General features: G+C 61.1%; 20 protein-coding genes and 1 pseudogene. 9 read left to right on the forward strand and 12 right to left on the reverse strand.

Features of this window, described 5'->3' with window-relative positions:
- Nucleotides 1-467: 467 nt before the first annotated feature.
- The 4 genes from BA011_RS05420 to BA011_RS05435 form a co-directional block, all read right to left on the reverse strand.
- A complete protein-coding gene (locus BA011_RS05420) occupies nt 468-1,748 on the reverse strand; it encodes a CmpA/NrtA family ABC transporter substrate-binding protein (RefSeq protein WP_186806505.1) in 1,281 nt (426 codons plus the stop codon).
- A 34-nt stretch (nt 1,749-1,782) separates the two neighbouring features.
- On the reverse strand, nt 1,783-2,370 hold the full coding sequence (locus tag BA011_RS05425; protein WP_065279691.1) for an ANTAR domain-containing response regulator: 588 nt from the start codon (nt 2,368-2,370) through the stop codon (nt 1,783-1,785).
- Between the two features lie 135 nt (nt 2,371-2,505).
- The gene (locus BA011_RS05430; RefSeq protein WP_065279692.1) at nt 2,506-3,135 is read right to left on the reverse strand and encodes a glutathione S-transferase family protein; all 630 of its coding nucleotides are present in this window, start codon (nt 3,133-3,135) and stop codon (nt 2,506-2,508) included.
- A 7-nt stretch (nt 3,136-3,142) separates the two neighbouring features.
- Complete coding sequence (locus tag BA011_RS05435) at nt 3,143-3,508, reverse strand: ArsR/SmtB family transcription factor (RefSeq protein ID WP_065282421.1); 366 nt, start codon at nt 3,506-3,508, stop codon at nt 3,143-3,145.
- Nucleotides 3,509-3,727: 219 nt separating this feature from the next.
- Between BA011_RS05435 and BA011_RS05440 the strand changes: the two genes are divergently transcribed.
- From BA011_RS05440 to BA011_RS05465, 5 genes are all read left to right on the forward strand, one after another.
- Nucleotides 3,728-4,570 (forward strand): ABC transporter substrate-binding protein, encoded by an 843-nt coding sequence (locus tag BA011_RS05440; RefSeq protein ID WP_065279693.1) that lies wholly within the window; start codon nt 3,728-3,730, stop codon nt 4,568-4,570.
- 14 nt (nt 4,571-4,584) lie between these two features.
- The gene (locus tag BA011_RS05445) at nt 4,585-5,715 is read left to right on the forward strand and encodes an LLM class flavin-dependent oxidoreductase (protein WP_065279694.1); all 1,131 of its coding nucleotides are present in this window, start codon (nt 4,585-4,587) and stop codon (nt 5,713-5,715) included.
- 24 nt (nt 5,716-5,739) lie between these two features.
- Nucleotides 5,740-7,572, forward strand: coding sequence for a TRAP transporter large permease subunit (locus BA011_RS05450; RefSeq protein WP_065279695.1), 1,833 nt, complete (start codon nt 5,740-5,742; stop codon nt 7,570-7,572).
- Nucleotides 7,573-7,585: 13 nt separating this feature from the next.
- A complete protein-coding gene (locus BA011_RS05455) occupies nt 7,586-8,584 on the forward strand; it encodes a TRAP transporter substrate-binding protein (protein ID WP_065279696.1) in 999 nt (332 codons plus the stop codon).
- 288 nt (nt 8,585-8,872) lie between these two features.
- The gene (locus BA011_RS05465) at nt 8,873-9,532 is read left to right on the forward strand and encodes a peroxiredoxin (RefSeq protein ID WP_017964008.1); all 660 of its coding nucleotides are present in this window, start codon (nt 8,873-8,875) and stop codon (nt 9,530-9,532) included.
- Between the two features lie 154 nt (nt 9,533-9,686).
- On the opposite strand, the gene BA011_RS05470 is transcribed toward BA011_RS05465, so the two are convergent.
- The gene (locus BA011_RS05470) at nt 9,687-10,409 is read right to left on the reverse strand and encodes a glutathione binding-like protein (protein WP_065279697.1); all 723 of its coding nucleotides are present in this window, start codon (nt 10,407-10,409) and stop codon (nt 9,687-9,689) included.
- Between the two features lie 220 nt (nt 10,410-10,629).
- Here BA011_RS05470 and BA011_RS05475 point away from each other — a divergent pair, with 220 nt between their 5' ends.
- Nucleotides 10,630-11,589, forward strand: coding sequence for a lytic transglycosylase domain-containing protein (locus tag BA011_RS05475; RefSeq protein ID WP_065279698.1), 960 nt, complete (start codon nt 10,630-10,632; stop codon nt 11,587-11,589).
- Nucleotides 11,590-11,682: 93 nt separating this feature from the next.
- On the forward strand, nt 11,683-12,639 hold the full coding sequence (locus tag BA011_RS05480) for an NAD-dependent epimerase/dehydratase family protein (RefSeq protein WP_186806506.1): 957 nt from the start codon (nt 11,683-11,685) through the stop codon (nt 12,637-12,639).
- A 20-nt stretch (nt 12,640-12,659) separates the two neighbouring features.
- Here the strand turns inward: BA011_RS05480 and BA011_RS05485 are convergent, their stop codons facing one another.
- The 6 genes from BA011_RS05485 to BA011_RS05510 form a co-directional block, all read right to left on the reverse strand.
- Entirely contained in the window at nt 12,660-13,925 is a 1,266-nt protein-coding gene (locus BA011_RS05485; RefSeq protein WP_065279699.1) for a glycerate kinase type-2 family protein, read from the reverse strand.
- A 138-nt stretch (nt 13,926-14,063) separates the two neighbouring features.
- Complete coding sequence (locus BA011_RS05490) at nt 14,064-15,461, reverse strand: dipeptidase (protein ID WP_065279700.1); 1,398 nt, start codon at nt 15,459-15,461, stop codon at nt 14,064-14,066.
- Nucleotides 15,462-15,478: 17 nt separating this feature from the next.
- Complete coding sequence (locus BA011_RS05495; RefSeq protein WP_065279701.1) at nt 15,479-16,537, reverse strand: ABC transporter ATP-binding protein; 1,059 nt, start codon at nt 16,535-16,537, stop codon at nt 15,479-15,481.
- A gap of 7 nt (nt 16,538-16,544) precedes the next feature.
- Nucleotides 16,545-17,336 carry an ABC transporter permease gene (locus BA011_RS05500; RefSeq protein ID WP_065279702.1) on the reverse strand — a complete coding sequence of 264 codons (792 nt, stop codon included), beginning with the start codon at nt 17,334-17,336 and terminating at the stop codon, nt 16,545-16,547.
- Nucleotides 17,333-18,157, reverse strand: coding sequence for an ABC transporter permease (locus BA011_RS05505; protein WP_025394245.1), 825 nt, complete (start codon nt 18,155-18,157; stop codon nt 17,333-17,335). Before BA011_RS05505 ends, BA011_RS05500 begins: the two co-directional genes overlap by 4 nt.
- A gap of 120 nt (nt 18,158-18,277) precedes the next feature.
- The gene (locus BA011_RS05510) at nt 18,278-19,318 is read right to left on the reverse strand and encodes an ABC transporter substrate-binding protein (protein WP_065282423.1); all 1,041 of its coding nucleotides are present in this window, start codon (nt 19,316-19,318) and stop codon (nt 18,278-18,280) included.
- Between the two features lie 272 nt (nt 19,319-19,590).
- On the opposite strand from BA011_RS05510, the gene BA011_RS05515 reads away from it, so the two are divergent.
- Together BA011_RS05515 and BA011_RS41110 are read left to right on the forward strand one after the other, a co-directional pair.
- Nucleotides 19,591-21,468, forward strand: coding sequence for an adenine deaminase (locus BA011_RS05515; protein ID WP_065279703.1), 1,878 nt, complete (start codon nt 19,591-19,593; stop codon nt 21,466-21,468).
- A gap of 109 nt (nt 21,469-21,577) precedes the next feature.
- Nucleotides 21,578-21,877: a DUF6074 family protein gene (locus tag BA011_RS41110; protein WP_151343388.1), complete on the forward strand. Its 300-nt coding sequence runs from the start codon at nt 21,578-21,580 to the stop codon at nt 21,875-21,877.
- A gap of 44 nt (nt 21,878-21,921) precedes the next feature.
- On the opposite strand, the pseudogene BA011_RS05525 reads toward BA011_RS41110, so the two are convergent.
- Nucleotides 21,922-23,012: pseudogene (locus tag BA011_RS05525) on the reverse strand (alpha/beta hydrolase family esterase).
- Nucleotides 23,013-23,147 lie beyond the last annotated feature (135 nt).

The following is a 23,147-nucleotide window of genomic DNA, read 5'->3' on the forward strand; positions in this document are numbered from 1 at the left end:
CCGACAAGGTCGTGCCGATCCATCGCTGAGGGTTAAAACAAAAAGCCGCTGGTCAGGACGCGCATACACGAGGCGCGCGAAATATCCTGATCAGCGGCTTTGCTGGTGGCGCCCGCCGTTGGACGCCGAATTCTTGGGCCTTCTGGCCCATTTGCCTGGAGGCAATCCGTTGGCCGAATTGCTCAAGCTAAAACCTACCTCTTCAATCCGAAGAGCAATCTCTGTGTCTTCCGTGAGCGTCTATCGCGCGCTCACTCCGCGCTGATCGTCATTGACCGGTGCCACAAAGACCATGCAAGCTGCGTGCCAGTTTTGTGATCTACGTTCAAATCACTGAATGCAAATGATATTTTCCGAAACGCGCCGCCTGCTTGTTTTTCGGGCCGGCACCCGCTCATGCCAATATTTTGTGCGCTTGTCGTGAGGCGGGCAGATGCTTGCTGGCGTTTTGTGCAGGCCGGCATCGGTTAGACCTCGTCGTCGGAAACGAAGGGGAGGGCGCTTTTGACGGCAAAACCTGCGACATAGTCCGGCAGCCTCGCCGGGTCGAAGACGTGGCCGTCCATAAAACGGTCGCCCTCACCACTGCCCTCGATGCGGATATCGGCATCTTCGGGTGCGTTGTCGTCACCGAGAGCCGTGCGATAGAGATCCGGGCGGTAGGCGGATGCTGCGGCCCTTGCCATGTTAAGGCTGATCTCGGCCTGTCCCCAGCGGATCATCTGGCTGTAGATCCAAAGCGCCTGGCTCGGCCGGGGATAATTGGCGAAGCCGGAATGGAACATGAAATAATCGGCGATGATGCGGCGGTTACCCTTTGCGTCGAGGCTGAATTCGCCGGCGAGCACACGGCGAATGATTTCGACGGGGGCAGCGATATAGCGCGGGTCGGCAAGAGCCGCCGCCAGCGCGTCGTGATTTTCCGGCCGGTCGCACCACTCGGCTGCCGCGTCGAGCGCCACGATCAGCCGGGAAACGGTTTCCGGATGGCTTTCCGCCCAGTCCGGCCGCATGCCGATCACCTTTTCCGGTGCCGACGGCCAGATATCCTGTTTGGCGGCGACGATGCGGCCGACGCCGCGCTCTGAAGCGACCATGTTCCACGGCGCGCCGACGCAGAAACCGTCGATCGCACCGGCTGCCAGCGCATCCGAAGTCATGGGCGGAGGCACGACGACGAGCTTGACATCCTTGTCGGGATCGATGCCGCCGGCTGCCAGCCAGTAGCGGAATTCGTAATTATGCGAGGAGAAGGGGTAGGTGACCCCGAAAGTCGGCAGCGGCTCGCCGCGGGCCTTCATTGCCGCCAATGTTTTTGCCAGGGCGCCGGCATTGTCGAGCGCGCTTGCCGTTTCCGGCAATCCCGCGTCATTCCGCATCCTGTCGAAGAGCCGTGTCGACAGCGTGATCGCGTTGCCGCCACGCCCCAGCGAAAATGGCGTGATCGTCGGCGAGGGATTGGAGCCGAGACCGAGCATGGAGGCGACGGGCATCGGCGACAGCATGTGGGCAATGTCGAACTGGCGGAATGCCAGGCGGTCGCGCACATTCGCCCAGGAGACGTCCTTGACGAGATCGAGCGTCAGGCCTTCCTTCCGCGCGAAGCCGAATTCCGCCGCCGCAATCAGTACCGATGCATCGACGAGCGGAATGAAACCGGCCCGCAGCACTTTCGGTCCTTCGGTGTTCACCCGTACGGGTGAGGGCAGCTCGCCGCCGGCGTTGGAGGTCGTTGTCATCATATCCACTCCGGTTTCCTCCGGAAATTCATCAGCTCGGCCATTACATCAACAGCCCCGCGGCAGTGACGACGCTCTGGGCGATTTCCGACATCTTCTTCTTTTCGTTCATCGCTGTCTGGCGCAGCAGGGCGAAAGCCTCTTCCTCGGAGAGGCCGCGCATCTTCATCAATATGCCCTTGGCGCGCTCGATGAGCTTGCGCTCCTCCAGCGCGGAGCGGGCATCGGCAAGCTCCCGCCGCAGCCGGCTGAAGGCATTGAAGCGGCTGACGGCCATATCGAGGATCGGTTTGACGCGTTCCTTCTTCAATCCGTCGACGATATAGGCCGAGACCCCGGCATCGACAGCTGCCTCGATCGAGGCCGTGTCGGACCGATCGACGAACATGGCGATCGGGCGGCTGACCGTACGCGTCAGCTGGAACAGGTGCTCCATCATGTCGCGGTTGGGATTTTCGATATCGATGATGATCACATCGGGCACCAGCGTTTCGATGATTCGCGCGATGCCATTGACCTCATGCACGACGGTGACGCGCGTATGCCCTGCCTCGCGCAGGCCTTCTTCGATGATGGAGGCGCGAATGGCATTTTCGTCGATCACCAGAATTGTCAGATCGAGATGCGTCATTGCTCTATTCATGGCGCAGTGCAACAAATTTAGCAAGGCTCCGCCTGAAAAATGTGCAAGAATAGATATGCATAAAAAATAATCAAATTGCCGAAAATTCGAGCGGGATCAATATACAGCGTCGCGGCAAGGTCTTCAGGGCTGCGGTATTTCGGATGTGAAATGGGGAACCTCATAGCCGCGCTTGACCTGTGGCCGCGCCGCAAGCCTGAGATACCATCGTTTGACGTTCGCAAACGCATTCAGGTCGATCTCGTGGCGTTTAAAGCGAGAAACCCAGGGCCAGACCGCCATATCGGCGATGGAATAATCGTCGACGAGATAGTCGCGGCCTTCGAGCCGCGCGTTCAACGTCTCATAGAGGCGGCGAGTGTCCCTGCGAAAGAGATCCTCTGCGAACGGTGCCTCGCCTGCATTGTAAGTCAGGAAATAATGGGCGTTGCCGAGCGTCGGCCCGAAGCCGCCCATCTGCCACATCAGCCATTCGATCGTGTGATGCCGGGCAGCGCCCTGCCGGGGCAGGAAGCGGCCGGTCTTTTCGGCAAGATAGAGCAGGATGGCGCCGGATTCGGCAAGCGTGATCCCGGTCTCGTGATCGACGATAACAGGAATCTTGCCGCCCGGATTGATGGCGAGATAGTCCTGCTGGAATTGATCGCCCTTGGTAATATCGATCGTGTGGGGGCGGTAGGAGAGGCCAAACTCTTCGAGCGCGATGGATACTTTGAGCCCGTTCGGCGTGATCCAGGTGTAAAGGTCGATCATCGGGGGTTCAATCGAACATCATTTCGTCGACCGGCAGCTTCGTCATTCCGAAGCGCCCGGTGACATCGTCGAGGCCGGAGAACATGTCCCGCAGAGTTTGCACGATCGTTTCGATACGAGGATCGATGACGCGATAGACGATCGCTTTGCCGTCGCGGCGTCCTTCGATCACACCGGCCTCGCGAAGCTCGCTCAACTGCTGGGAAAGCGTCGGCTGGCGGATACCGAGTTCGTCCTCCATCCCAGAGACCGAGGCTTCCGTCTCCATGAGGTAGCAGACGATCGCCAGGCGGTTGGCGTTGGCGATCAGCTTCAGCAATTCGCTTGCTGCGCCGACATCGCGGCAGACTCTTGAGGAAACGGGCTTCGTCAACAGCATCGTCCTTGAAGGTTCTATAAAAAAGTAAAGTGACTGCGCCGATTTTTCAACTCCGGCTCGCTCACTTCGCTCAATCTGGTAAAAGATTTCATTGCCTATCGATTTTATGGGATTTCAAAGCCGATTTTCTCCTGCTGATGACAATCGCTTCCTCGCAATCAATTTATAAAAAAGTAAATTGATTGCGGCAACCATGACGACGGTCGAAGCAACATGAGAATTGGCGTTCATCCCAACAACCTGCATCTTCGCCTCGCGCGGCTCTGGCCTGGCGCCTTCGCAGATCTGCAGCCGATTTTCGTATCCTATGCCGAAGGTCGCGATACCGCGGCCCTGCTGGAAAGCGGTGAGATCGATCTCGGCGGCACCGGCTCGACGCCGCCGATCGAGGCTGACATGCGCGGCCTCGGCGTCGAATATATTGCTGCCTCCGCGCCGCGCCCGGCGAACGGCGCCATCTTCGTCAGGCGCGACAGTTCGATCGGCTCCGTCGCTGAGTTGAAGGGCCGCCGGATCTCGCTGATCGACGGTTCGTTTCACACCTATCTCCTGGCCCGCAGCCTCGAAGGCGAGGGATTAAGCCTGCCTGATGTCGAGCGGGTCGAAAGCGGCGCGCGCGATGCACTCGCCGATCTGCTCGAAGGTCGCGTCGATGCCTGGGTCGCCATGTCGCCGCGTCTCGAAAAGACGCTGGAGCGCGATGAAGTCAGGCCGATCGTCCGCCGCGGCGCTTCCATTCCCAACCGTTCGCTGTTCTGGACATTGGAGCGGAACGGCCTGTCGGCGGCGGAGATCCGGGCGATCGTCTCCGAACTCAGCCGGATCGGCGTCGAGATCGCTGCCGACCCACGCACCGCCGCCAAGCGTCTTGCATCTGGCGACCGCGGGGGAACGGATATCGACGCCTGGGAAAAGGTGGTGCGCTCGCGCGACTTCACGGTGTTTCCGATCGACGACGAGATCATTGCCGAACAACAGGAGGAGGCCGACACGCTGCTGCGCCACGGCCATTTCGACAAGCCCATCGTGCTGAAACGCCCGGAAATGACAAAATAACAAGGAATCGGGAGATGAACGTTTTCTGGTACATGTGCGCGCCCGACGGCGCTTATCCCTGGCAGCCGGAAGGCTCTCGCCAGGTCGACTACGGTTACTACAAGCAACTTGCCCAGGCCTATGACCATCTGGGTTATACGGGCGCCCTGTTTGCGACCGGCGCCCATGATGTCTGGGTGCTGGCGAGTGCGCTGCTTGCGCACACCGAGCGGCTGCGGTTTCTCGTCGCCATCCATCCCGGCCTCGTCGCGCCGACATTGCTTGCCAAGATGGCTGCGACCTTTCAGGAATTCGCCCGCGGCCGGCTGCTGATCAATGTCGTTTCCGGCGACGCCAAGATGCTCGGCGCATATGGCATGATGCTGCCGCATGACGAGCGCTATGACATGGCGGACGAATATCTTCAGCTCTGGCACCGGCTCTTTGCCGGCGAGAGCGTCACCCATCAGGGCAAGTATTTCTCGACGGACGGTGCCAAGTTGGCCTTGCCGGTCGGCGAGAGCATCGCACCGCCGGCGCTGTGGTTCGGCGGCTCCTCCGACAAGGCGCTTGAAGTCGCGGCAAAACATGTGGACACCTATCTCTCCTGGGGCGAGACGCCCGCCCAGATCGGCGAGAAGGTCGAAGCCGTAAAGGCGCGGGCCGCCCACTACGGCCGTGAACTGGAATATGGCATCCGCCTCTATGTCATCGTTCGCGACACCGAAGAAAAGGCCTGGGAGGCGGCGGCCGATCTCTATGATCGTATGGATGATGCGGCGATCACCGCCAACCAGCGCTTCGTCTCAAGAAGCGATTCCGTCGGCCAGCAGCGCATGACCGCACTGCACGGCGGCCTCAAGCCGGAAAACCTGCGCGATCTCGAAGTCGCACCGAACCTCTGGGCCGGCATTGGCCTGGTTAGGCCCGGCCCCGGCACGGCGATCGTCGGTTCTCCGGATACGGTTCTGCGCACGCTCGAAGCCTATCAGAAGGCGGGCGTCGATACTTTTATTCTTTCTGGCATGCCGCTGCTTGAGGAAGCCTATCGTTTCGGCGAAAAGGTGCTGCCGCGGCTCGATGTCAGCAGGGAAGTGTCGAAGGCGCGCAACTACACCTGGTCGACGCTCTTCGATCGCGATCTTACGACCGTCAAGAGCGCCTGATCCTCTCGCCAGAAGGTAAGTTTTGTGGCCACCAGTGAATTTCATCCGATCGAACAGGCCGCTCCGGACAGCGGGGTGGCAGCGCGCCTGCTGCGGGCGATCGAAGCGGTTCTCGGCATTGCCGCAGCACTCGTTCTCGCCGTGCTGCTCTTGATGGTGCTGGTCACAGTCTGCCTGCGTTATTTCTTCAGCGCCGGCTTCATCGGCGCCGAGGATCTCGGCATCTGGCTGCATGTGGGCCTGATCGCGCTCGGCGCGCCGCTCAGCCTCAACAGCGCGCTTGCCATGCGCCTCGACGTCTTCGTCAAGATGCTGCCGGAGAGCCTGCAGAGGGTCACGCCGATCGGCGCCGATGTGTTCACCGTGCTTTCGGCGCTGGTCCTGAGCTTCGGCGGCAGCGAGATCATGACGATGCTTGGCGGCGTCTCGCCGACGCTCGGCGTGCCGGAATGGATCCGCTTCGGCTTCCTCGGCACCAGTGGCGCGCTGATCCTCGTCGTGCTGCTTCTGCAGCGCATCGCGGAAGGCAAGATCCTGCCGGTTGTGATCTCGCTTGCCGTCGGTGTCGCGCTCTATGCTGGCATCCCACATGTCTCGCTCGATCTCGACTGGCCGCCGAGCATCTTCCTCGGACTGATCGCCGCGGTCGGCCTCCTGCTTGCTGCGCCGCTGCCGCACGCTTTTCTCGCCGCAGCCTATGTCGTCGTCGCCTTCGGCAGCAGCCTGCCGGAGCCGGCGATCGTCTCCGCCACCGTCACCGGCATCTCGAAATTCCTGCTGCTCGCCATTCCTTTCTTCCTGCTCGCCGGCGGTCTGCTGACGGCCTCCGGTGTCGCCAACCAGCTTGTGCGCTTCGCCGCCGCCATGGTCGGCCATCGCCGGGCCGGGCTGGCGCAGACAACGCTGTTGACCAGCGTCCTCTTTTCCGGCGCCTCCGGCTCGTCGGTCGCAAATGCCGCCTTCGGCGCATCGACCTTCCAGCCCGAGCTGGTCAAACACGGCTACCCTCCGGCGCAGGCGGCGGCGATCATCGCCTCCACATCGGTTCTCGACAATGTCATCCCGCCGTCGATCGCCTTCCTGATCCTTGCGACCGCGACCAATCTTTCCGTCGGCTCGCTGCTTGTCGGCGGCTTCTTCGCCGGCGGCTTGATGGCCATATGCCTGGCGGTCGCTATCCATCTGACCGTGCGTGAGCAGGTGCCTTTGCCGCTCGCAAATGCGAAACAGCGTTGGCAATCGGCGGTCCAGGCGATCCCGGCTTTCGGGCTCGGCATCATCGTCGTCGTCGGCATCCGCATCGGTATCGTCACCACCACGGAGGCCGCAGCACTTGCTGCTTTCTACACGCTGCTGCTCGGCATCGGCGCGCGCCTCGGCATTCTCTCGCTCTATGCCGCCTTCCGTCAGGCGGCAGTCGAAGCGGCGGCAATCGGTCTCCTCATCGGCACGGCCGGCCCCTTTGCCTTTTTGCTGGCGGTCGACGACGTGTCCGGACTGATCTCGCACCTGACGACGGCGCTCGGCGGCAGCGCGCTTGCGGTCATCCTGCTGTCGAACGTCATCCTGCTGGTGGTCGGCCTCGTTCTCGACATCGGCGCCGCGATCCTGCTCTTCGGCCCGATCCTGCTGCCGGCAGCGGTCGCCGCCGGCATCGATCCCATCCAATTCGGCGTGATCATCGTCGTCAACCTGATGATCCATGGACTGACACCGCCGCTCGGCATGCTGATCTTCGTCGTCAGCGGCGTCACGCGCATTCCCGCCTCAGAGCTCTTTCGGGCGGTGGTTCCCTATCTGCTCGCTCTCCTGGTCTCGCTCGCAATCCTCTGCGCCTGGGCCATCATCTTCTCGTAAACAGGACAAACCGATGGACAATCTCAACCGACGCAATTTCCTGAAGACCGCAGCTCTCGCTGGAACGGCGCTTGCAGCGCCCGCCTTCGTCCGCACCGCCGCCGCCCGCACGACGACGATCACGATCGCCTCGCTGCTCGGCGACGACAAGCCGGAAACGAAGATCTGGGTGAAGATTAGCGAACTGGTTGAAGCGAAACTCCCCGGCCAGTTCAAGTTCAATATCGTCAGGAACGGCGCGCTCGGCGGCGAGAAGGAAGTGGCCGAAGGCGTGCGCCTCGGCTCCATCCAGGCCAGCCTCTCGACGGTCTCATCGCTCTCCGGCTGGGCGCCGGAACTGCAGATCCTCGATCTGCCCTTCCTTTTCCGCGATGCCGACCATGTTCTGAGGACCGTCGCCGGCGATGTCGGCGCCGATCTCAAGCAGAAACTGCAGGCGCAGAATTTCGTGGTCGGCGATTTCATCAATTACGGCGCCCGCCATCTCCTGACCAAGGAACCGGTGACGCGGCCGGAGCAGCTCAAGGGCAAGCGCATCCGTGTCATCCAGAGCCCGCTGCACACGAAGCTCTGGAGCGCATTCGGCACGACGCCGATCGGCATTCCGATCACCGAGACCTACAATGCGCTCGCAACCGGCGTCGCCGACGCGATGGATCTGACCAAATCGGCCTATGCCGGCTTCAAGCTCTATGAGGTCGTGCCCGATATGACCGAGACCGGCCACATCTGGGCATCCGGCGTCATCTATTATGCCTCGACCTTCTGGGGTGGCCTCGACGACGAGCAGAAGGCGGTGTTCCAGCAGGCTTCCAGCGAAGGGGCTGCCTATTTCAACCAGCTGATCGTCGAAGACGAATCCAAATCCGTCGAGACCGCACTTGCCAACGGCGGAAAGCTCTTGAAGCCGGAAGCCTTCGACGAATGGCAGAAAGGCGCCCAGGGCGTATGGGCCGACTTCGCTCCGATCGTCGGCGGCATCGACAGGATCAAATCGGTCCAGGCCGCCTGAGCAAGGGGCGGTTCTCCTGCAGCTTGAATAGGACCGATGGAAAAACCCTCGGTCTTGTCATCCCGCGGACTTGCCGGAAAAATAATGCCGAAGCAGGCCGGAAATCGAAAGAGCATGCCTTCGGTGATCGTGGTATATGACTTACTGAAAATCCTGGGATGGGAAGTTTTTTACCTTCAGCCGGCGCGATCCTGATGACCGCAATCTTGCGACCGCTTCCGGCAGACGGATCCCATGGCCTCGATTTGGGATGAACAACATTTAACACAAGGCTTTGGAGGGCCGACCATGAGCTTACGTATCAACGACATTGCCCCCGATTTTACCGCCGACACCACACAGGGACCGATCAGCTTTCACGATTGGATCGGCAACGGCTGGGCCGTCCTGTTCTCGCATCCGAAGAATTTCACGCCGGTTTGCACGACCGAGCTCGGCGCCATGGCCGGCCTGGCCGGGGAATTTTCCAAGCGTGGCGCCAAGATCATCGGCATCTCCGTCGATCCGGTGGAAAGCCATGCCAAGTGGAAGAACGACATCAAGACCGCCACCGGCTTCGACGTCGAATATCCGCTGATCGGTGACAAGGACCTCAAGGTCGCCAAGCTCTACGACATGCTGCCGGCCGGCGCCGGCGAGAGCTCGGAAGGCCGCACGCCTGCCGACAATGCGACGGTGCGTTCGGTCTTCATCATCGGTCCCGATAAGAAGATCAAGCTGATCCTGACCTATCCGATGACGACGGGCCGCAATTTCAATGAGATCCTGCGCGCCATCGATTCCATCCAGCTGACGGCCAAGCACCAGGTGGCCACACCGGCGAACTGGAATCAGGGCGAGGACGTCATCATCACCGCCGCGGTTTCCAACGAAGACGCGATCACGCGTTTCGGCTCCTTCGATACGGTTCTGCCCTATCTCAGGAAGACCAAGCAGCCGACGGCTTGATTGCTGCTTTCAAAGCCATTCCCAAGCCGCCGCGGCCATATGGCCCGGCGGCTTTTTCGTGCAGGCATTCTGGAAGAATGTCGCTCTGCTGCGCCTTGTTTTTTCGCAATTCCGGACGCAAACCGCCGCGCACTTTTGCTGGAATTGCTTAGGCTCAATCCGGAACGGGAAGGGCGCGCTGGTTGTAGAGGATCTTGCGGATGCGCGCCTGTTCCTCTTCGGAGAGCTTGCTATTGTCGGTGCTAAGATCGGCGCCGACCGCAAGGCCGCGCTGAACGCCGGGCCTTGCGCCGACCTCCTCGAACCATCGCTTGAAATGTTTGAACTCGTTGATGTCCTGACCCTGTGCCTGCCAGTTGACGGTCCAGGGATAGCTGACGATGTCGGCGATGGTGAATTCGTCGCCGGCAAGATAGCGCCGGTCGCGTAGCCGCATGCTGAGAACGCCGTAAAGGCGGTTGGCTTCGTCGGTGAAGCGCCGCACCGCATAGGACTGGTCGCCTTCGCGATCGCCAAGGCGACGGAAATGACCGGCTTCGCCGAGTTTCGGCCCCTGGTTCGCCATCTGCCAGATCACCCATTGCATGACCTCGTATTTGCCGCGCAGATCCTGCGGCCAGAATTTGCCGGTCTTCTCGGCGAGATAGAAGAGGATCGCGCCGGACTCGAAGACGCTCAACGGACCGCCGCCATCGGCAGGTTCGTGGTCGACGATGGCAGGCATGCGGTGATTGGGGTTGAGTCTGAGGTAATCAGGCTTGAACTGGTCGCCCCGGCCGATATTGACCGGCACCAGCCGATATGGCGTGCCGGTTTCTTCCAGGAAGATCGAAACTTTCTTGCCGTTCGGCGTCGGCCAGTAGTGGAGATCAATCATCTGCTTACCTCGTTCGCTTAGGCATTCCTGATGAGCAGAATAGCGTTGCGACCATGGCAGGCCGAATATGTTTGTTCCAAAATCGATGGCGAAATTAAAAACCTGTGAGCGTTCCTGGCGCCAATTCGGGTGCAGATATGGAAATGGGGAAGCGTCGCGCTTTGATCGATGGTATCTAGAATCGAGCGTCGAGATGGAAGTTCGAACCTGCTGAGATCCGATGATAGGCCGGAAGCGTCAGTCCGACATGGGGAGGAGATCGGTGAAGGCCATGCTTTCGCTCGGTCTTCTGTTTCCCGCCGTGGACACAGTAAAGGCCCAGCCTGAGGGGAGCGCCGGGCCGCCGGCCTGCTTGTATTCGGGACCTTCGGCGGCGGGATCGGGTGAGACGCTCTGCATCCGGAAAGACAGTTTCAACTACGACCTTTGCGTCGCGATCGAGCATTTCGCCAGTGCCAATCAATTGCCAGCGGATTATTTCGCCCGTCTCATCTGGCGGGAAAGCACCTTTCGCCCCGATGCCGTCAGCTTCAAGGGAGCCCAGGGGATTGCGCAGTTCATGCCCGGAACGGCGAAACTGCGCGGTCTCGAAGACAGCTACCAGGTGTTGGAAGCCCTGCGGAAATCGGCGCAGTATCTCGACGAATTGCGCAATCGTTTCGGCAATCTCGGCCTTGCTGCCGCCGCCTATAATGCCGGTGAAAACGGCCTTTCCACTTACCTTGCGTCAGGAAGATTACCTTACGAGACGCGCGGCTACGTCCTGGCAATCACCGCGCATTCAGTCGACGAATGGAAGGATAACCCGCCGGAAGACGCGGCTGCCCCGCTCGACAAGGACAACTCCTTCCTCGATGCTTGCGTGGCGCTTGCGGAGAGACGGACGTTGAAGGAGACGCCGCCCTGGCGTCAGGAGGGTGAGTGGGCGCCCTGGGGCGTCCAGCTTGCGGCGAATGCGAATGTCGCGGTCGCCCGGCGCATGTTTCTCGATGCCGTGCAGGGTCTGCCCGCGCCCCTGAATGCGGAGCAGCCGCTGATCCTGCGCCAGCGCGATCGCAGCTTCGGTTTTCGCCCGCGTTATGCCGCCCGCATCGGCCGGCAGACACGCATAGAAGCCAACAACCTCTGCAGCCAGATCCGCAAACACGGCGGCACCTGCCTAGTGTTCAAGAATCGATAGGGGCGCGGTCCAGCCCTTTGATCACGAAAAGTCTGCTTGCAGGATCACCTGAGGGCGCAGCATATCCGACACGGAAATACCAAGGGAGGAACGATGATGCGGGTTTTGGTAATCGGGGCAACGGGCCATGTCGGAACCTATCTCGTTCCCCGTCTGGTGGAAGCCGGTCACGACGTCGTCACGATCAGCCGCGGCACGGCAAAGCCTTATAGGGCAAACCACGCCTGGGCTGCCGTCGATCAGCGTCAAATGGATCGGGCCGCGATGGAGCGGACGGGTGATTTCGGCCCGGCCGTACGTGCATTGAAAGCCGACATCGTCATCGACATGATCTGCTTCTCGCTGGAAAGTGCCGAGCATCTGGTGACGGCGCTGTCGGGGCATGTCGGTCACTTCCTGCATACCGGCACGATCTGGACGCATGGCCATTCGACGGTCGTACCCACGCTGGAGGAGACGCCGAAATTTCCCTTCGGCGACTATGGGACGCAGAAGGCGGCAATCGAAACCTATCTGCTGCAGCAGGCAAAGCTTCGCGGATTTCCGGCAACCATCATCCATCCCGGGCACATTGTCGGTCCCGGCTGGACGCCGCTCAATCCGGCCGGCAATTTCAACCTGCAGGTCTTTTCAGCCCTTGCCCGCGGAGAGACCCTGGCGCTGCCCCATTTCGGCTTGGAGACCGTTCATCACGTCCATGCCGATGACGTGGCGGCGATGTTCATGGATGCGATCGCCAACTGGAATGCGTCGACCGGCGAAAGTTTCCACGCGGTTTCGGAGCAGGCATTGACCCTTCGCGGTTATGCCGAATTCATGTCGCGATGGTTCGGGCAGGAGCCGAAGCTCAGCTTCGCCCCATTCGATGCCTGGGCCGAAAGTCAGACGGCTGAGGATGCGAAGGCGACCTGGGAACATATTGCCCGCAGCCCGAATTGTTCGATCGCAAAAGCGGGACGCCTGCTGGGTTACGTCCCAAGATACACCTCCCTGCAGGCGGTGCAGGAATCAGTCGGCTGGCTGGTCGAGCAGGGGCGGATCGAGACCTGATCCGCCAGCGCCGCCGCTTCCTAACGGATCAGGATGGCCCTGAAATCATTGACATTGGTTCCGGTCGGGCCGGTTTCGAAGAGATCACCGGTGGCCGCAAAGCCAGAATAGCTGTCATTGCCGTCGAGCAGCCGGCGCGGATCGAGCCCTGCGGCGCGAAGGCGCCTTGCCGTGCCGCCATCGGCAAAGGCGCCGGCATTATCCTGCGAGCCGTCGATCCCGTCGGTGTCGGCGGCGAGGATATGAATGCCCTCCTGTCCGTCGATCGCAAGCGCCATGGCGAGCGCGAATTCGCCATTGCGTCCGCCCTTGCCACCCCTGGCTCTCAGCGTCACCGTCGTCTCGCCGCCGGAAAGGATGACGACCGGCTTGGAAAACGGCCTGTTCCGGCCCAACACCTCGCGGGCGATCGCCGCATGCACCAGCGCCACGTCACGCGATTCCCCCTCGATCGCATCTGAAAGGACAGCCGGCTCGATCCCCTGCGATTTTGCCAGGGCGGCAGCTGCCTCCAGCGAAACGCCGGCGGAGGCGATGATGTGATGCGCGTGCCGCAAAAACACCGGATCGTCCGGCCGCGGTGCATCTGCTTTCGGCGAGTTCAGATGGTCGAGTGCTGCCTGCGGCAGCTGCAATCCGTGTTGCCTGATGATGTCGAGCGCATCGTGCCGTGTCGAACCATCAGGCACCGTCGGCCCGGAGGCGACATGAGCCGGGTTGTCGCCGGGAATGTCGGAGACGATCAGGCTGATGACGCTCGCTTTGGTCGCTGCCGCAAGTCTGCCGCCCTTGATGGTGGAGAGATGCTTGCGCACGACATTCATCGCCGAGATCGGCGCGCCCGAGGCAAGCAGCATTTCGTTGAGCGCGATCTCGTCTTCCAAGGTCAGCCCGTCCGGTGGGGCGGGCAGCAGCGCCGAGCCGCCGCCGCAGATCAGCGCGATCACCAGATCGTCTTCCGTCAGCCCGTTCACCGTCTCCGTCAGGCGTTTTGCGGCGGCAAGGCCAGCCGTATCCGGCACCGGATGCGCTGCCTCAAGGATCTCGATGCCGCGTGTCTCGCAGCCATAGCCGCAGCGGGTGACCACCACACCTTCGAGAGGTCCGTCCCAGACGCTTTCGAGCGCCCGCGCCATCTGCGCCGCGCCCTTGCCGGCGCCGATCACCACGGTCCTTCCCTTCGGCCTTTCAGGCAGATGCGCCTTGATGCCGGTCAGCGGATCGGCGGCGCGAACCGCCGCGTCGAACAGGCCTTTCAGGAAATCGCGGGGAGCGGTTATCGTCATCTGTGGTCTCTGCTGCCTCGGTGTCGATGGTGATGTGGGGCGCTTGCTGCACCATAGCCTACTGCATAATGCAGCAATTCAAAGTGTTACAGCGTCTTTTGCGGTTCTCGAAAAGCCGCGCGGCGCGGTACACTCGCGTCAGTCGGCGAGCGCCGCCAGGATCCGGACCCAGGATCGTATGCCTTTATGAAAGCTGGAGAGATCGTATTTTTCGTTCGGGCTGTGGACGCGGTTGTCGAAGCGGGCGAAGCCGACCAGGAGGGCATCGCATCCGAGCCGGCGTTTGAATTCGCCGATGATGGGGATCGAGCCTCCGGTGCCGGCAAGGGCTGCTTCGCATTGCCACTCCGTCGAAAGCGCCTGAAGCGTCCTGGTGAGAAACGGACTGTCGATCGGCATCACGGTTGCCGGCGAAAGCCCGTAATCCCTGAAGCTGACCGAACAATCCCTGGGGATACGTGCGCGCACGTGCCCCTGGAAGGCATCACGGATCGCCTGGGGATCCTGTCCTTCAACCAGACGAAACGAAATCTTGGCGCTTGCTTTCGCCGGAATGACCGTCTTGAAGCCTTCGCCTGTATAACCGCCGCTCATGCCGTTGATCTCGCAGCTCGGCCGCGCCCAGATCTGTTCGAGGACGGAACGGCCTGCCTCGCCGGCCGGATCTCTGAGGCCTATATCGCCGAGAAAGGCCTCCTCATCGAAGGGCAGCCTTTTCCACAGCGCCTTGATGGCGTCCGGCAGCTCTTTCACGCCATCATAAAAACCCTCGACCGCGACGCCGCCATCGGCGCGCCTCAAGCTTGAAACAACGTCTGACAGCACCTGCAGCGGATTGCGCGCGGCATTTCCGAACATGCCGGAATGCAGGTCTTGATCGGCGCAGGTGACCTCGATTTCCGTACTGAAGATACCGCGCAGCATCGTCGTGACGGCAGGCGTTTCGCGATCCCACATATCGGTGTCGCAGACGAAAACCGCATCGGTCTTCAACTCATCCGCCGTGGCATCCAGAAAGGGTGCGAGGCTCGGGCTGCCGGCCTCTTCCTCGCCCTCGAACAGCACGCTCACCTGCACCGGCAGTTTACCCGTGACACTCTTCCAGGCGCGGCAGGCTTCGACGAAGGTCATCAACTGTCCCTTGTCGTCGGACGCGCCGCGCGCGACGATCGCGATATCGCCGTTCGGCAAGGCTTCCATGCGCGGCTCGAACGGATCGCTCGTCCACAGCGCCAGCGGATCGACCGGCTGGACATCGTAATGGCCGTAAAACAGCAGATGCGGTCCGGACGCCGCCTTTTCATGGGCAACCACCATCGGATGGCCGGTCGTTTTGCGTACCGATGCTTCGAAGCCGATGGCAGCCAGATCCCGGCTCAGCCATTCGGCAGCAGCCCGGCAGTGATCACGATAGGCCGGGTCGGTCGAGACGCTCGGAATGCGGATCAGCTCGAAAAGCCGCGCCAGGCTACCATCGAGGCTTTGGTCCACATGGGCAAGAACGGCATCGATATCTTGATCCATCGCGCTAGTCATCGTCTCTCCTCAGCGTTTCAATCTTCCGGATCGAGAATGCAGCATTGCTCTGCTACAGGCGTCAGCACGGCGGATGCCCCTGTTTCCAGCGGGTCGGACAACGCCCCATTGGCGGTGATCTCTCCCGCTGATGTCATGCATTTGTATTGATAGGCCCGGCCGAGATAGGTGCGCGTGCCGAGCACGGCCGCGATACCATCACCGTCACGGCTGACGGCAAGACCGTCGGCGCGGCAGGCCAGTATGAAGTCGTCCTTGATCGGCCCGAATGTTTCCTGTGACAGATGCAGTCGCGCTCCGCCGGTCGTTTCCGCGGTCACCAGTGCGCCGCTGCGCGCCGTGACCTTCATCCGGATCAGGTTCTCAAAGCCCACAAAACGGGCGACGAAGGCGTTGGCCGGCTGGCGATACAGCACCTCCGGCGCGTCGAGCTGCATGATGCGCCCGGCATTCATGATCGCCACCCTGTCGGAGATCGAGAATGCCTCCTCCTGGTCATGGGTGACGTAAAGCGATGTCGTGCCATTGGCGCGCTGGAGCTGTCTAATTTCGACGCGCATGTCGATCCTGAGCTTTGCATCCAGGTTGGAAAGCGGCTCGTCGAACATCAGAAGCGGCGGCTCGATGACCAGTGCCCGGGCGAGCGCCACGCGCTGTTTCTGGCCGCCTGACAGAGCCGATGGCAGGCGGTCGGCGAAGGCCGAAAGGCCGACGCGGTCCAGCATGGCCATCGTTCTTTTCGCCCGTTCCTGCTGGGGAACGCGACGCTGCCTCAGGCCGAAGGCAACATTGTTCTGGACGCTCAGATGAGGAAAAAGCGCGTAGTTCTGAAAGACCAGGCCGATGTCGCGCGCATGCGCGGGGAGGCCGGTCAGGTCGCGCTCGCCGAGCTTGATGCTGCCGCTGCTCGGTTGCAGAAAACCGGCCACGAGGCGCAATGTCGTGGTCTTGCCGCAGCCGCTGGAGCCGAGCAGGGACACCAGCTCTCCGGCCATGATTGAGATCGACAGGTCTTTGAGCACCTGGGTGCTGCCGTAATGGGCAGAGATGGAATCGATGGTGAGGGATACGGTCAAGAGCGTTCTACTTTGTCAGGAAGGTGAGGCCGAGCGTGGCCTCGACGACGGCCATGACGCCGACTGTCACGAACATCAGCAGCACCGAGACCGATGCGATCGTCGGATCGAAGAACTGTTCCATATGCGCAAGGATCTGGATCGGCAGCGTCGAGATACCCGGCCCGGTCAGGAAAACCGAAACCGACACGTCGTTGATCGAAGTGATGAAGGCGAGGATGAAGGCGGCAATGACCCCGGCGCGGATATTCGGCAGGACCACCGTCAGGAAGGTTTTCAATGGCGGGCAGCCGAGGCTGATCGCCGCCTCTTCGACGGAAAAATCGAAGGCCGCCAGGCTGGCGCCGACGACACGCACCGAATAGGGCAGGATCAACAGGGCATGGCCGACCAGCAGGCTGATGAAGATCGGCAGCCCGAGGCCGATCGTGACGGATTTCATCAGCGAAAATCCGAAGACGATCTCCGGCACCAGGATCGGCAGCACGAAGATGGTGGAAAGCCAGCGCGGCAATTCCACCCGGTAGCGGTTGATCGCATAGGCCGCCGGGACGCCGATCAGCAAGGAGAGCGCCGTGCCGAGAAAGGCGACCTGCAGGCTGGTGATCGCGGTCGTGCGGAAGGCCTCGATCTGGAAGATATTGACGAACCAGCGCAATGTCAGGCCCTGCGGCGGGAAGGTCAGATAGGTCGTGTCGCTGACGGCCGCACCGATGATGATGACGAGCGGTGCGAGCAGGAAGAAGAAAACGCAGGCCGCAAAGGCGGCGAGGATCGGGTGAACGCGCCTGTCCATCACACCGCCATCGGATTGAGCCGGCGTGCGATGCGGCTCATGATGAGGACGACGCCGAGCGTCAGCACCACCATGATGGCGGCGATCGTCGATGCGCCGACCCAATCGAAGGTCACCATGGCGCGCTGGTAGAGGAAGGTCCCCATCATCATCTGCTTTTCTCCGCCGAGCAGTTGCGGTGTTGCATAGGAGGTGAAGCTGCCGGTGAAGACCAGGACAGCGCCAACGATGAGGCCGGGTGTCGCAAGCGGCAGGATCACCTGAAGGAATGTCATCAGCGGTCTCGCGCCGAGCGAGGCTGAGGCATCGATCAGATCGCGCGGGATGCCTTCAAGCACGCCGACGAGTGTCAGGATCATCAGGGGAACGAAGAGATAAACCATGGCGACGATCACCGCGCCTTCGGTATAGAGCATCGAAAGCGGCTCGCTGAGGATGCCGGTCGAGATCAGCATGGCGTTCAGGATGCCGTTCTTCCCGAGAATGATCAGCCATGCGAAGGATCGGACGACGACACCCGTCAGCAGCGGAAAGACCGCTGCGACGATCATGATGCTCTTTGCGCGACCGGGCATCTGCGCGATCACATAGGCGGTGATGAAGCCCACAGTGAGCGAAATCGCCGTCGTGATCAGGGCGATCTCCAGCGTCCGATAAAGAACCGCCCGGCGAAAGCCGCTGCTGAAGAATGTCACATAGGGCGCAAAAACGCCCTTCGGTTCCGCAAACGTCGCAGCGATGGTGATGGCGACGGGAACGATGAGAAGCACAACGACGGCAATCGTCGCCGGCATCGTCAATCCCCATCTGGCAAAATGCTTCATCTCAAAACTCGTGGCATGTCCGGATATCAGGAGCGCCGCATCTCGGATTCGGATGTGCGGCGCTTCCAGGTCTGGCCCAGGTCCGGCGATGAACCGGCCTCAGGCCGGATATCGCGCAGCTTACTGACCGAAGACTTCATTCCAGCGATCGATCCAGTCGGCCTTGGCGGCGTTCATCTTGGCATAGTCGATGCGGGTGAGGCCTGCCACCATATCCGGGCCATAGGTCCAGATCTTCGCCTGGTCCGGCGTCAGGCTGACCTTTGTCGAGATCGGCGCATCGACGCCTTGTTCGGCTTCAGCCTGCTGGACGTCCTTTGACAGGATGAAGTTGATGAATTGATGCGCGAGTTCGACATTTTCCGAACCCTTCGGGATGTTCACGGTATTCAGCGTGGCGATGTCGCCATCCTTGAGCTTGGCCCATGTCATCGTCGGAACGGCCGCCTGCATCGATGCCAGGGTAAAGTCCTGGGCCAGTGCAACGCGCACTTCGCCTGTCGATATCAGGTTCACCAGCTCCGAGCCGGTGTTGTAGTTCTTGACGACATTGGGCTTCAGCGCCTCGACTTCCGAGAAGGCCTTGTCGGTGTCTTCATAGGCATCTGCGCCGCCATGCTTGCCGGCTTCCAGAACGACCAGCGGGCCGGCCGTGGTGGTGATGCCGGGCAGGGAGACGGAGCTTTTCAGATCGTCGCGCCACAAGTCGCCCCAGGCAGTGATCGGCGGATTGACCTTGGCGGAATCATAGACGATGCCGACGCGACCGATCGTGTAGGCGGGGCCGTATTTGCCTTGAGGCGCCTTGCCCAGCTCGTAGATATCCGCGAGGTTGGGGATCTTCGACGGATCGATCTCCTGGAACAGTCCCTGCTCGATGCCGAGCTGCGAGAAGCTGTCGGTGAGATAGATGACATCGACGCCCTTTCCATCGCGCAGTTTCAGCTTGTTGAGCCGGTCGGCATTGTTGCCGGTCTCGAACACGATCTCGCAGCCGCAGATCTTCTTGAACGGCGTGATGATGTTCGCATTCATCTTCTCGCCGTTATAGCCCCACCAGGAGATGGTCAGCGTCCTCGATTGCGCATGGGCCGCAGTGGTGCCGCCGACGGCGGCAAGCAGCCCAAGAGACAGGATTCGGGCAAAACGTCTGGCCTTCATAAGCAATGTCCTTCTGTGAAAAGCGGCGTTGGCAATCGGGATCATACCCCCAGGATTTGAGGGATACTATTTTTTGATCTGTCAGGCCGCAAGCTCAATAATTGGGCAAACACGCTCTTGTGTCGGGATTTTTCCGGGGCCGGCCGATCAGTTAACTCTCGGTTGATGAGGTCTGGTCATCGCTCACAAAACGTGTGGTTCATCAGCGCTTTACACATCCCGGCATGGTCTCTACGGTCCGGCGGTTCCAGCTTCTCACGGGCATTTAATTCATGGCCACTTCGCGCACTGCTCTTCCCGACGATCTGCTGATCAACGCGTCCGACGAGGTTCTGACGCGCCAGGATCTCGTGCTGACGGCGCTCGGACGCCGGCCCGCCGACAGGCTGTTGCGCGTGGGCAGGTTGCTCGATGTCCATACGAGGACATGGCTTGACGATCAGGAGATCGTCATCAAGGGCCGCCGTATCGCCTATGTCGGCCCCGCCGGCAGCTACGAAGGCGAGGTGAGCGAGCGGTTCGCCGAGCCCGATCTTGCGGCTGTGCCGGGCTTCGGCGAGGCGCACAAACATATCGAAAGCTCCCATCTGACGCCGGAATGGGAGGCGGCTTTGGTGATGCCGCATGGCGTGACCTGGACATGCGAGGCGAGCCACGAATTTTCCAACGTCAACGGCGCCCGCAATCTGGAATTCTGGCTGGAAGCGCGTCGGCGCGGATCGCCGATGAAAATCTTTCCCCTGCCTGGCTCCGCCGTCCCGCCGACCGCCTATGAATGGGGTGGCGGCTGGTTCGGCTACGATGAGCAGAAGGCCTTCCTTTCCGAAAGCCTGATGGTCGCCGGGCTCGACGAGGTCATGGACTGGCCGTCCATATCCGATCCCGGCAATCCTTCCTACGATCGGCTGTGGGGCATGATCGGCGCGACCTTCGAGCAGCGCGGCGTGGTCGAAGGTCACGGCGCCGGACTCCGCGACATGGCCTCGATCAATGCGTTCGCCGCAGCGGGTCTCGCCTCCGATCACGAAGGCTGGTTTCTCGATGAAATCTGGCAGAAACTCCTCCATGGCCTTTTCATCGAGCTCAGGCCGCATTCCCTGCCGGAGGTCATCCGCGGTCTGATCGACAAGGGACTGACGGACTGGTCGCAGATCGCCCTGGTGACCGACGACCGCAGCGCCTCGGACACACTGAAAATCGGTGCGACCGACCACAATGTCCGCCTCGCCATTGAAAACGGCCTTGCGCCGGAGATCGCCATCCAGTGCGTCACCCTCAATCCGGCACGCCATATGCGGCTGACGCCATGGGTCGGATCGATCGCGCCGGGCCGCTTCGCCGATATCGTTCTTCTCAGCGACGTCGCCAGCCTGTCGATCGAAAAAGTGTGGGCCGATGGGCGTCCTGTGTCGGAAGGCGCGACATTCATTGGCGTGCGCCCTGAAATCGATTGGCCGCAATGGGCGACGCGGACCGTGAAAATAGACAGGGCGGTGACGTCAGACGATTTCCGCATCGAGGCGCCGCCGAACCGGACCACGGTCAACGCAGCACTTTTGCGGCCGTTTCACTGGCACGACGATTTCATCACCATGGAATTGCCGGTGGAAGAGGGCGCCGTGCAGCGGGATCCCGAGCGCAATGTCACCAAATTCTCGATTGTCGACCGGTTTTCCGGGGAGGCCAAGGTCTCCAGGATGTTCTGGCTGGGCACCGGACCGCGCACGCCGGAGACGGCGCTCGCCTCGACGCTCGGGCACGACAAGCACAATATCTGGACGGTCGGCTCATCCGACGAGGCGATGGCGATATCAGTCAATGCCCTGAACGAGCAGCAGGGCGGCTGGGTGCTGGTATCCGGTGGCAAGATTCTCGCCCGCGTCCGCTACGAGGTCGGCGGCCTGATGACGGCGCGTTCGGCCAAAGCGCTCGATGCGGAGATGCAGGCTCTTTATGCCGCCGGTGCCGGGATCGACTGGATGTACGAGCCGACCTTTTCGCCTCGATGGTGGCCGGGCTTTCCCGAACGCCTGTCGTTTGCGACGCTGACCTGCTCGCCCTGGCGCTGGGTCCTGGTCGCGCCGTCGGAGTTGGCGCCGGAGGGGTTCGTGAACGTGCTCACCGGCAAAACCCATCCGATTGTCTGGTGACATTGCGGCCCGCTAAATTTCCACCTGATTGATCTTCTTACTGCAGCAAATAGAAAGCATTAACCATAGTCCCGTAGACAACGAACAGGATCAAAGGAACCTGTGTTCGATGGCTACTGAAATGACCCGCCGGCCCGCCGGCGCCAATGAAGGTAAGATTATTGCCTTTCCCGCTGGAACCGGAACTGCCAATGTCGAGCGCTGCGCTCGCGAACTCGGCCGGCGGCACGGCGCAGATGCGATAGAATTCTGGAAGGCCGAATGCCGCAGGCTTGCCGATCAGCTTCTGGCGGCAGGGATGCCGGAAAGCGATGTCACTCAGCGGGTGTTGCAGTTTCAGCAAGATGTCCAGAGCGAACTCGTCTTCAGCCACCAAAACGGACCACTGCCCAAGTCTCAAAACCGATAGCGCCGATCTCGCGGCTCCAGCGGGTCGGCGTATTGTCTTTGCGATTACCGCATCAGCCCGGCGGACCGGAGGGCATCTTCAATAACCTTCTGAATGCCGCCTCGGTCGCTGCCTGCGCCGAATGGGCCTGCGGCGTTTTCCGGTTGCGCAGCAGAGGGTTTTGCATCGCGCCGTTTTTCAAATGAGGGGACCAGACCCCAGGACCTGGCAATTTCGACGGTCGATGAAATTCCGACGTCAAGCATGAAGGGTCCGGTTGCCCCGTAGCCGGTGCCGACATCGAGCGGCGTGCCGTGACCCATCCCGGCAATCGTATAGAGCTCGATCACGTCGACACCGTGAGCATCGGTCCAGACCTTTCGCTGGTGTCGTCCGATATCTTCGACGCGCCCCGGCGAGATGTCGACGCCATGGATATTTCTCCATTGCTCCACGATCGCATTCGCATTGGATGGCACGACGGTTCTGTCTGCGGTTCCCTGCCAGAGTGATAATGTCGGCCACGGGCCTTTGTGACCTGAAGCGTTTCTCAATCGCAGTTCAAGCTCCTTGCCAGTCGGACCGCCGTGACCGCGCATTCGGTCGAACGCCTCGGGAATGGTCGCGGCACTTGCATATGGCAGGCCTGCAATAATCGCGCCCCCCGCAAAAATATCCGGATAGGTGGCGAGCATGGCAGCGGCCATGGCGCCGCCGGCCGAAAGCCCGGTCACGAACACGCGCCTGCCGTCGATACCGTGTTCCGCAACCACCTTTGCGATCATCTGGCGAATGGAAAAGACCTCGCCGTGATCCCGGCGGATGTCCTCCGGGTTAAACCAATTGAAGCAGAGGTTTGGATTGTTTGCCTGCCGTTGCTCGGGAAACAGCACCGCGAAGCCATAGTCCTCGGCCAATCGCGACCACCCGGACCCGATATCATACCCGGCGGCAGTCTGGGTGCAGCCGTGCAGGACGACGACAAGGGCCATGTCTTTCCCACGCCTTGACGGCAAATAGATATAGCCCCCAAGGCGCCCGGGTTTGAGCCAAACGCATCCAAGGCAACAAGATCAGGGTTGCTCTGCGTGTGTTGGGCGCGAAGGGTTCCTCGCAGCGCAGCAAGGCGTGCGAGAGTGTCTGACATAGATCTCATGAAAGTCTCCGCCAATCAGCAGCCGGGATGGCGGTGATGCTGAACTAAACGCGTCAGTCTACGAAAAAGTTGCTGCGCTGCACAATGTTTTTCGATGGTGCAAACGGGTGGGTGTCCGACTTCTGGGATTGACCT

The sequence above is a fragment of the Rhizobium leguminosarum genome (assembly GCF_001679785.1).
In the GTDB taxonomy this organism is placed as follows: Bacteria; Pseudomonadota; Alphaproteobacteria; order Rhizobiales; family Rhizobiaceae; genus Rhizobium; species Rhizobium leguminosarum_R.

What these genes read in the sequence shown, in the direction of transcription:
- BA011_RS05425 (WP_065279691.1), bottom strand. Translation starts at nt 2,370, where the DNA reads ATGACGCATCTCGATCTGACAATTCTGGTGATCGACGAAAATGCCATT.
- BA011_RS05430 (WP_065279692.1), bottom strand. Translation starts at nt 3,135, where the DNA reads ATGATCGACCTTTACACCTGGATCACGCCGAACGGGCTCAAAGTATCC.
- BA011_RS05440 (WP_065279693.1), top strand. Translation starts at nt 3,728, where the DNA reads ATGAGAATTGGCGTTCATCCCAACAACCTGCATCTTCGCCTCGCGCGG.
- BA011_RS05445 (WP_065279694.1), top strand. Translation starts at nt 4,585, where the DNA reads ATGAACGTTTTCTGGTACATGTGCGCGCCCGACGGCGCTTATCCCTGG.
- BA011_RS05455 (WP_065279696.1), top strand. Translation starts at nt 7,586, where the DNA reads ATGGACAATCTCAACCGACGCAATTTCCTGAAGACCGCAGCTCTCGCT.
- BA011_RS05465 (WP_017964008.1), top strand. Translation starts at nt 8,873, where the DNA reads ATGAGCTTACGTATCAACGACATTGCCCCCGATTTTACCGCCGACACC.
- BA011_RS05470 (WP_065279697.1), bottom strand. Translation starts at nt 10,409, where the DNA reads ATGATTGATCTCCACTACTGGCCGACGCCGAACGGCAAGAAAGTTTCG.
- BA011_RS05475 (WP_065279698.1), top strand. Translation starts at nt 10,630, where the DNA reads ATGATAGGCCGGAAGCGTCAGTCCGACATGGGGAGGAGATCGGTGAAG.
- BA011_RS05480 (WP_186806506.1), top strand. Translation starts at nt 11,683, where the DNA reads ATGATGCGGGTTTTGGTAATCGGGGCAACGGGCCATGTCGGAACCTAT.
- BA011_RS05485 (WP_065279699.1), bottom strand. Translation starts at nt 13,925, where the DNA reads ATGACGATAACCGCTCCCCGCGATTTCCTGAAAGGCCTGTTCGACGCG.
- BA011_RS05490 (WP_065279700.1), bottom strand. Translation starts at nt 15,461, where the DNA reads ATGACTAGCGCGATGGATCAAGATATCGATGCCGTTCTTGCCCATGTG.
- BA011_RS05505 (WP_025394245.1), bottom strand. Translation starts at nt 18,157, where the DNA reads ATGAAGCATTTTGCCAGATGGGGATTGACGATGCCGGCGACGATTGCC.
- BA011_RS05510 (WP_065282423.1), bottom strand. Translation starts at nt 19,318, where the DNA reads ATGAAGGCCAGACGTTTTGCCCGAATCCTGTCTCTTGGGCTGCTTGCC.
- BA011_RS05515 (WP_065279703.1), top strand. Translation starts at nt 19,591, where the DNA reads ATGGCCACTTCGCGCACTGCTCTTCCCGACGATCTGCTGATCAACGCG.
- BA011_RS41110 (WP_151343388.1), top strand. Translation starts at nt 21,578, where the DNA reads ATGGCTACTGAAATGACCCGCCGGCCCGCCGGCGCCAATGAAGGTAAG.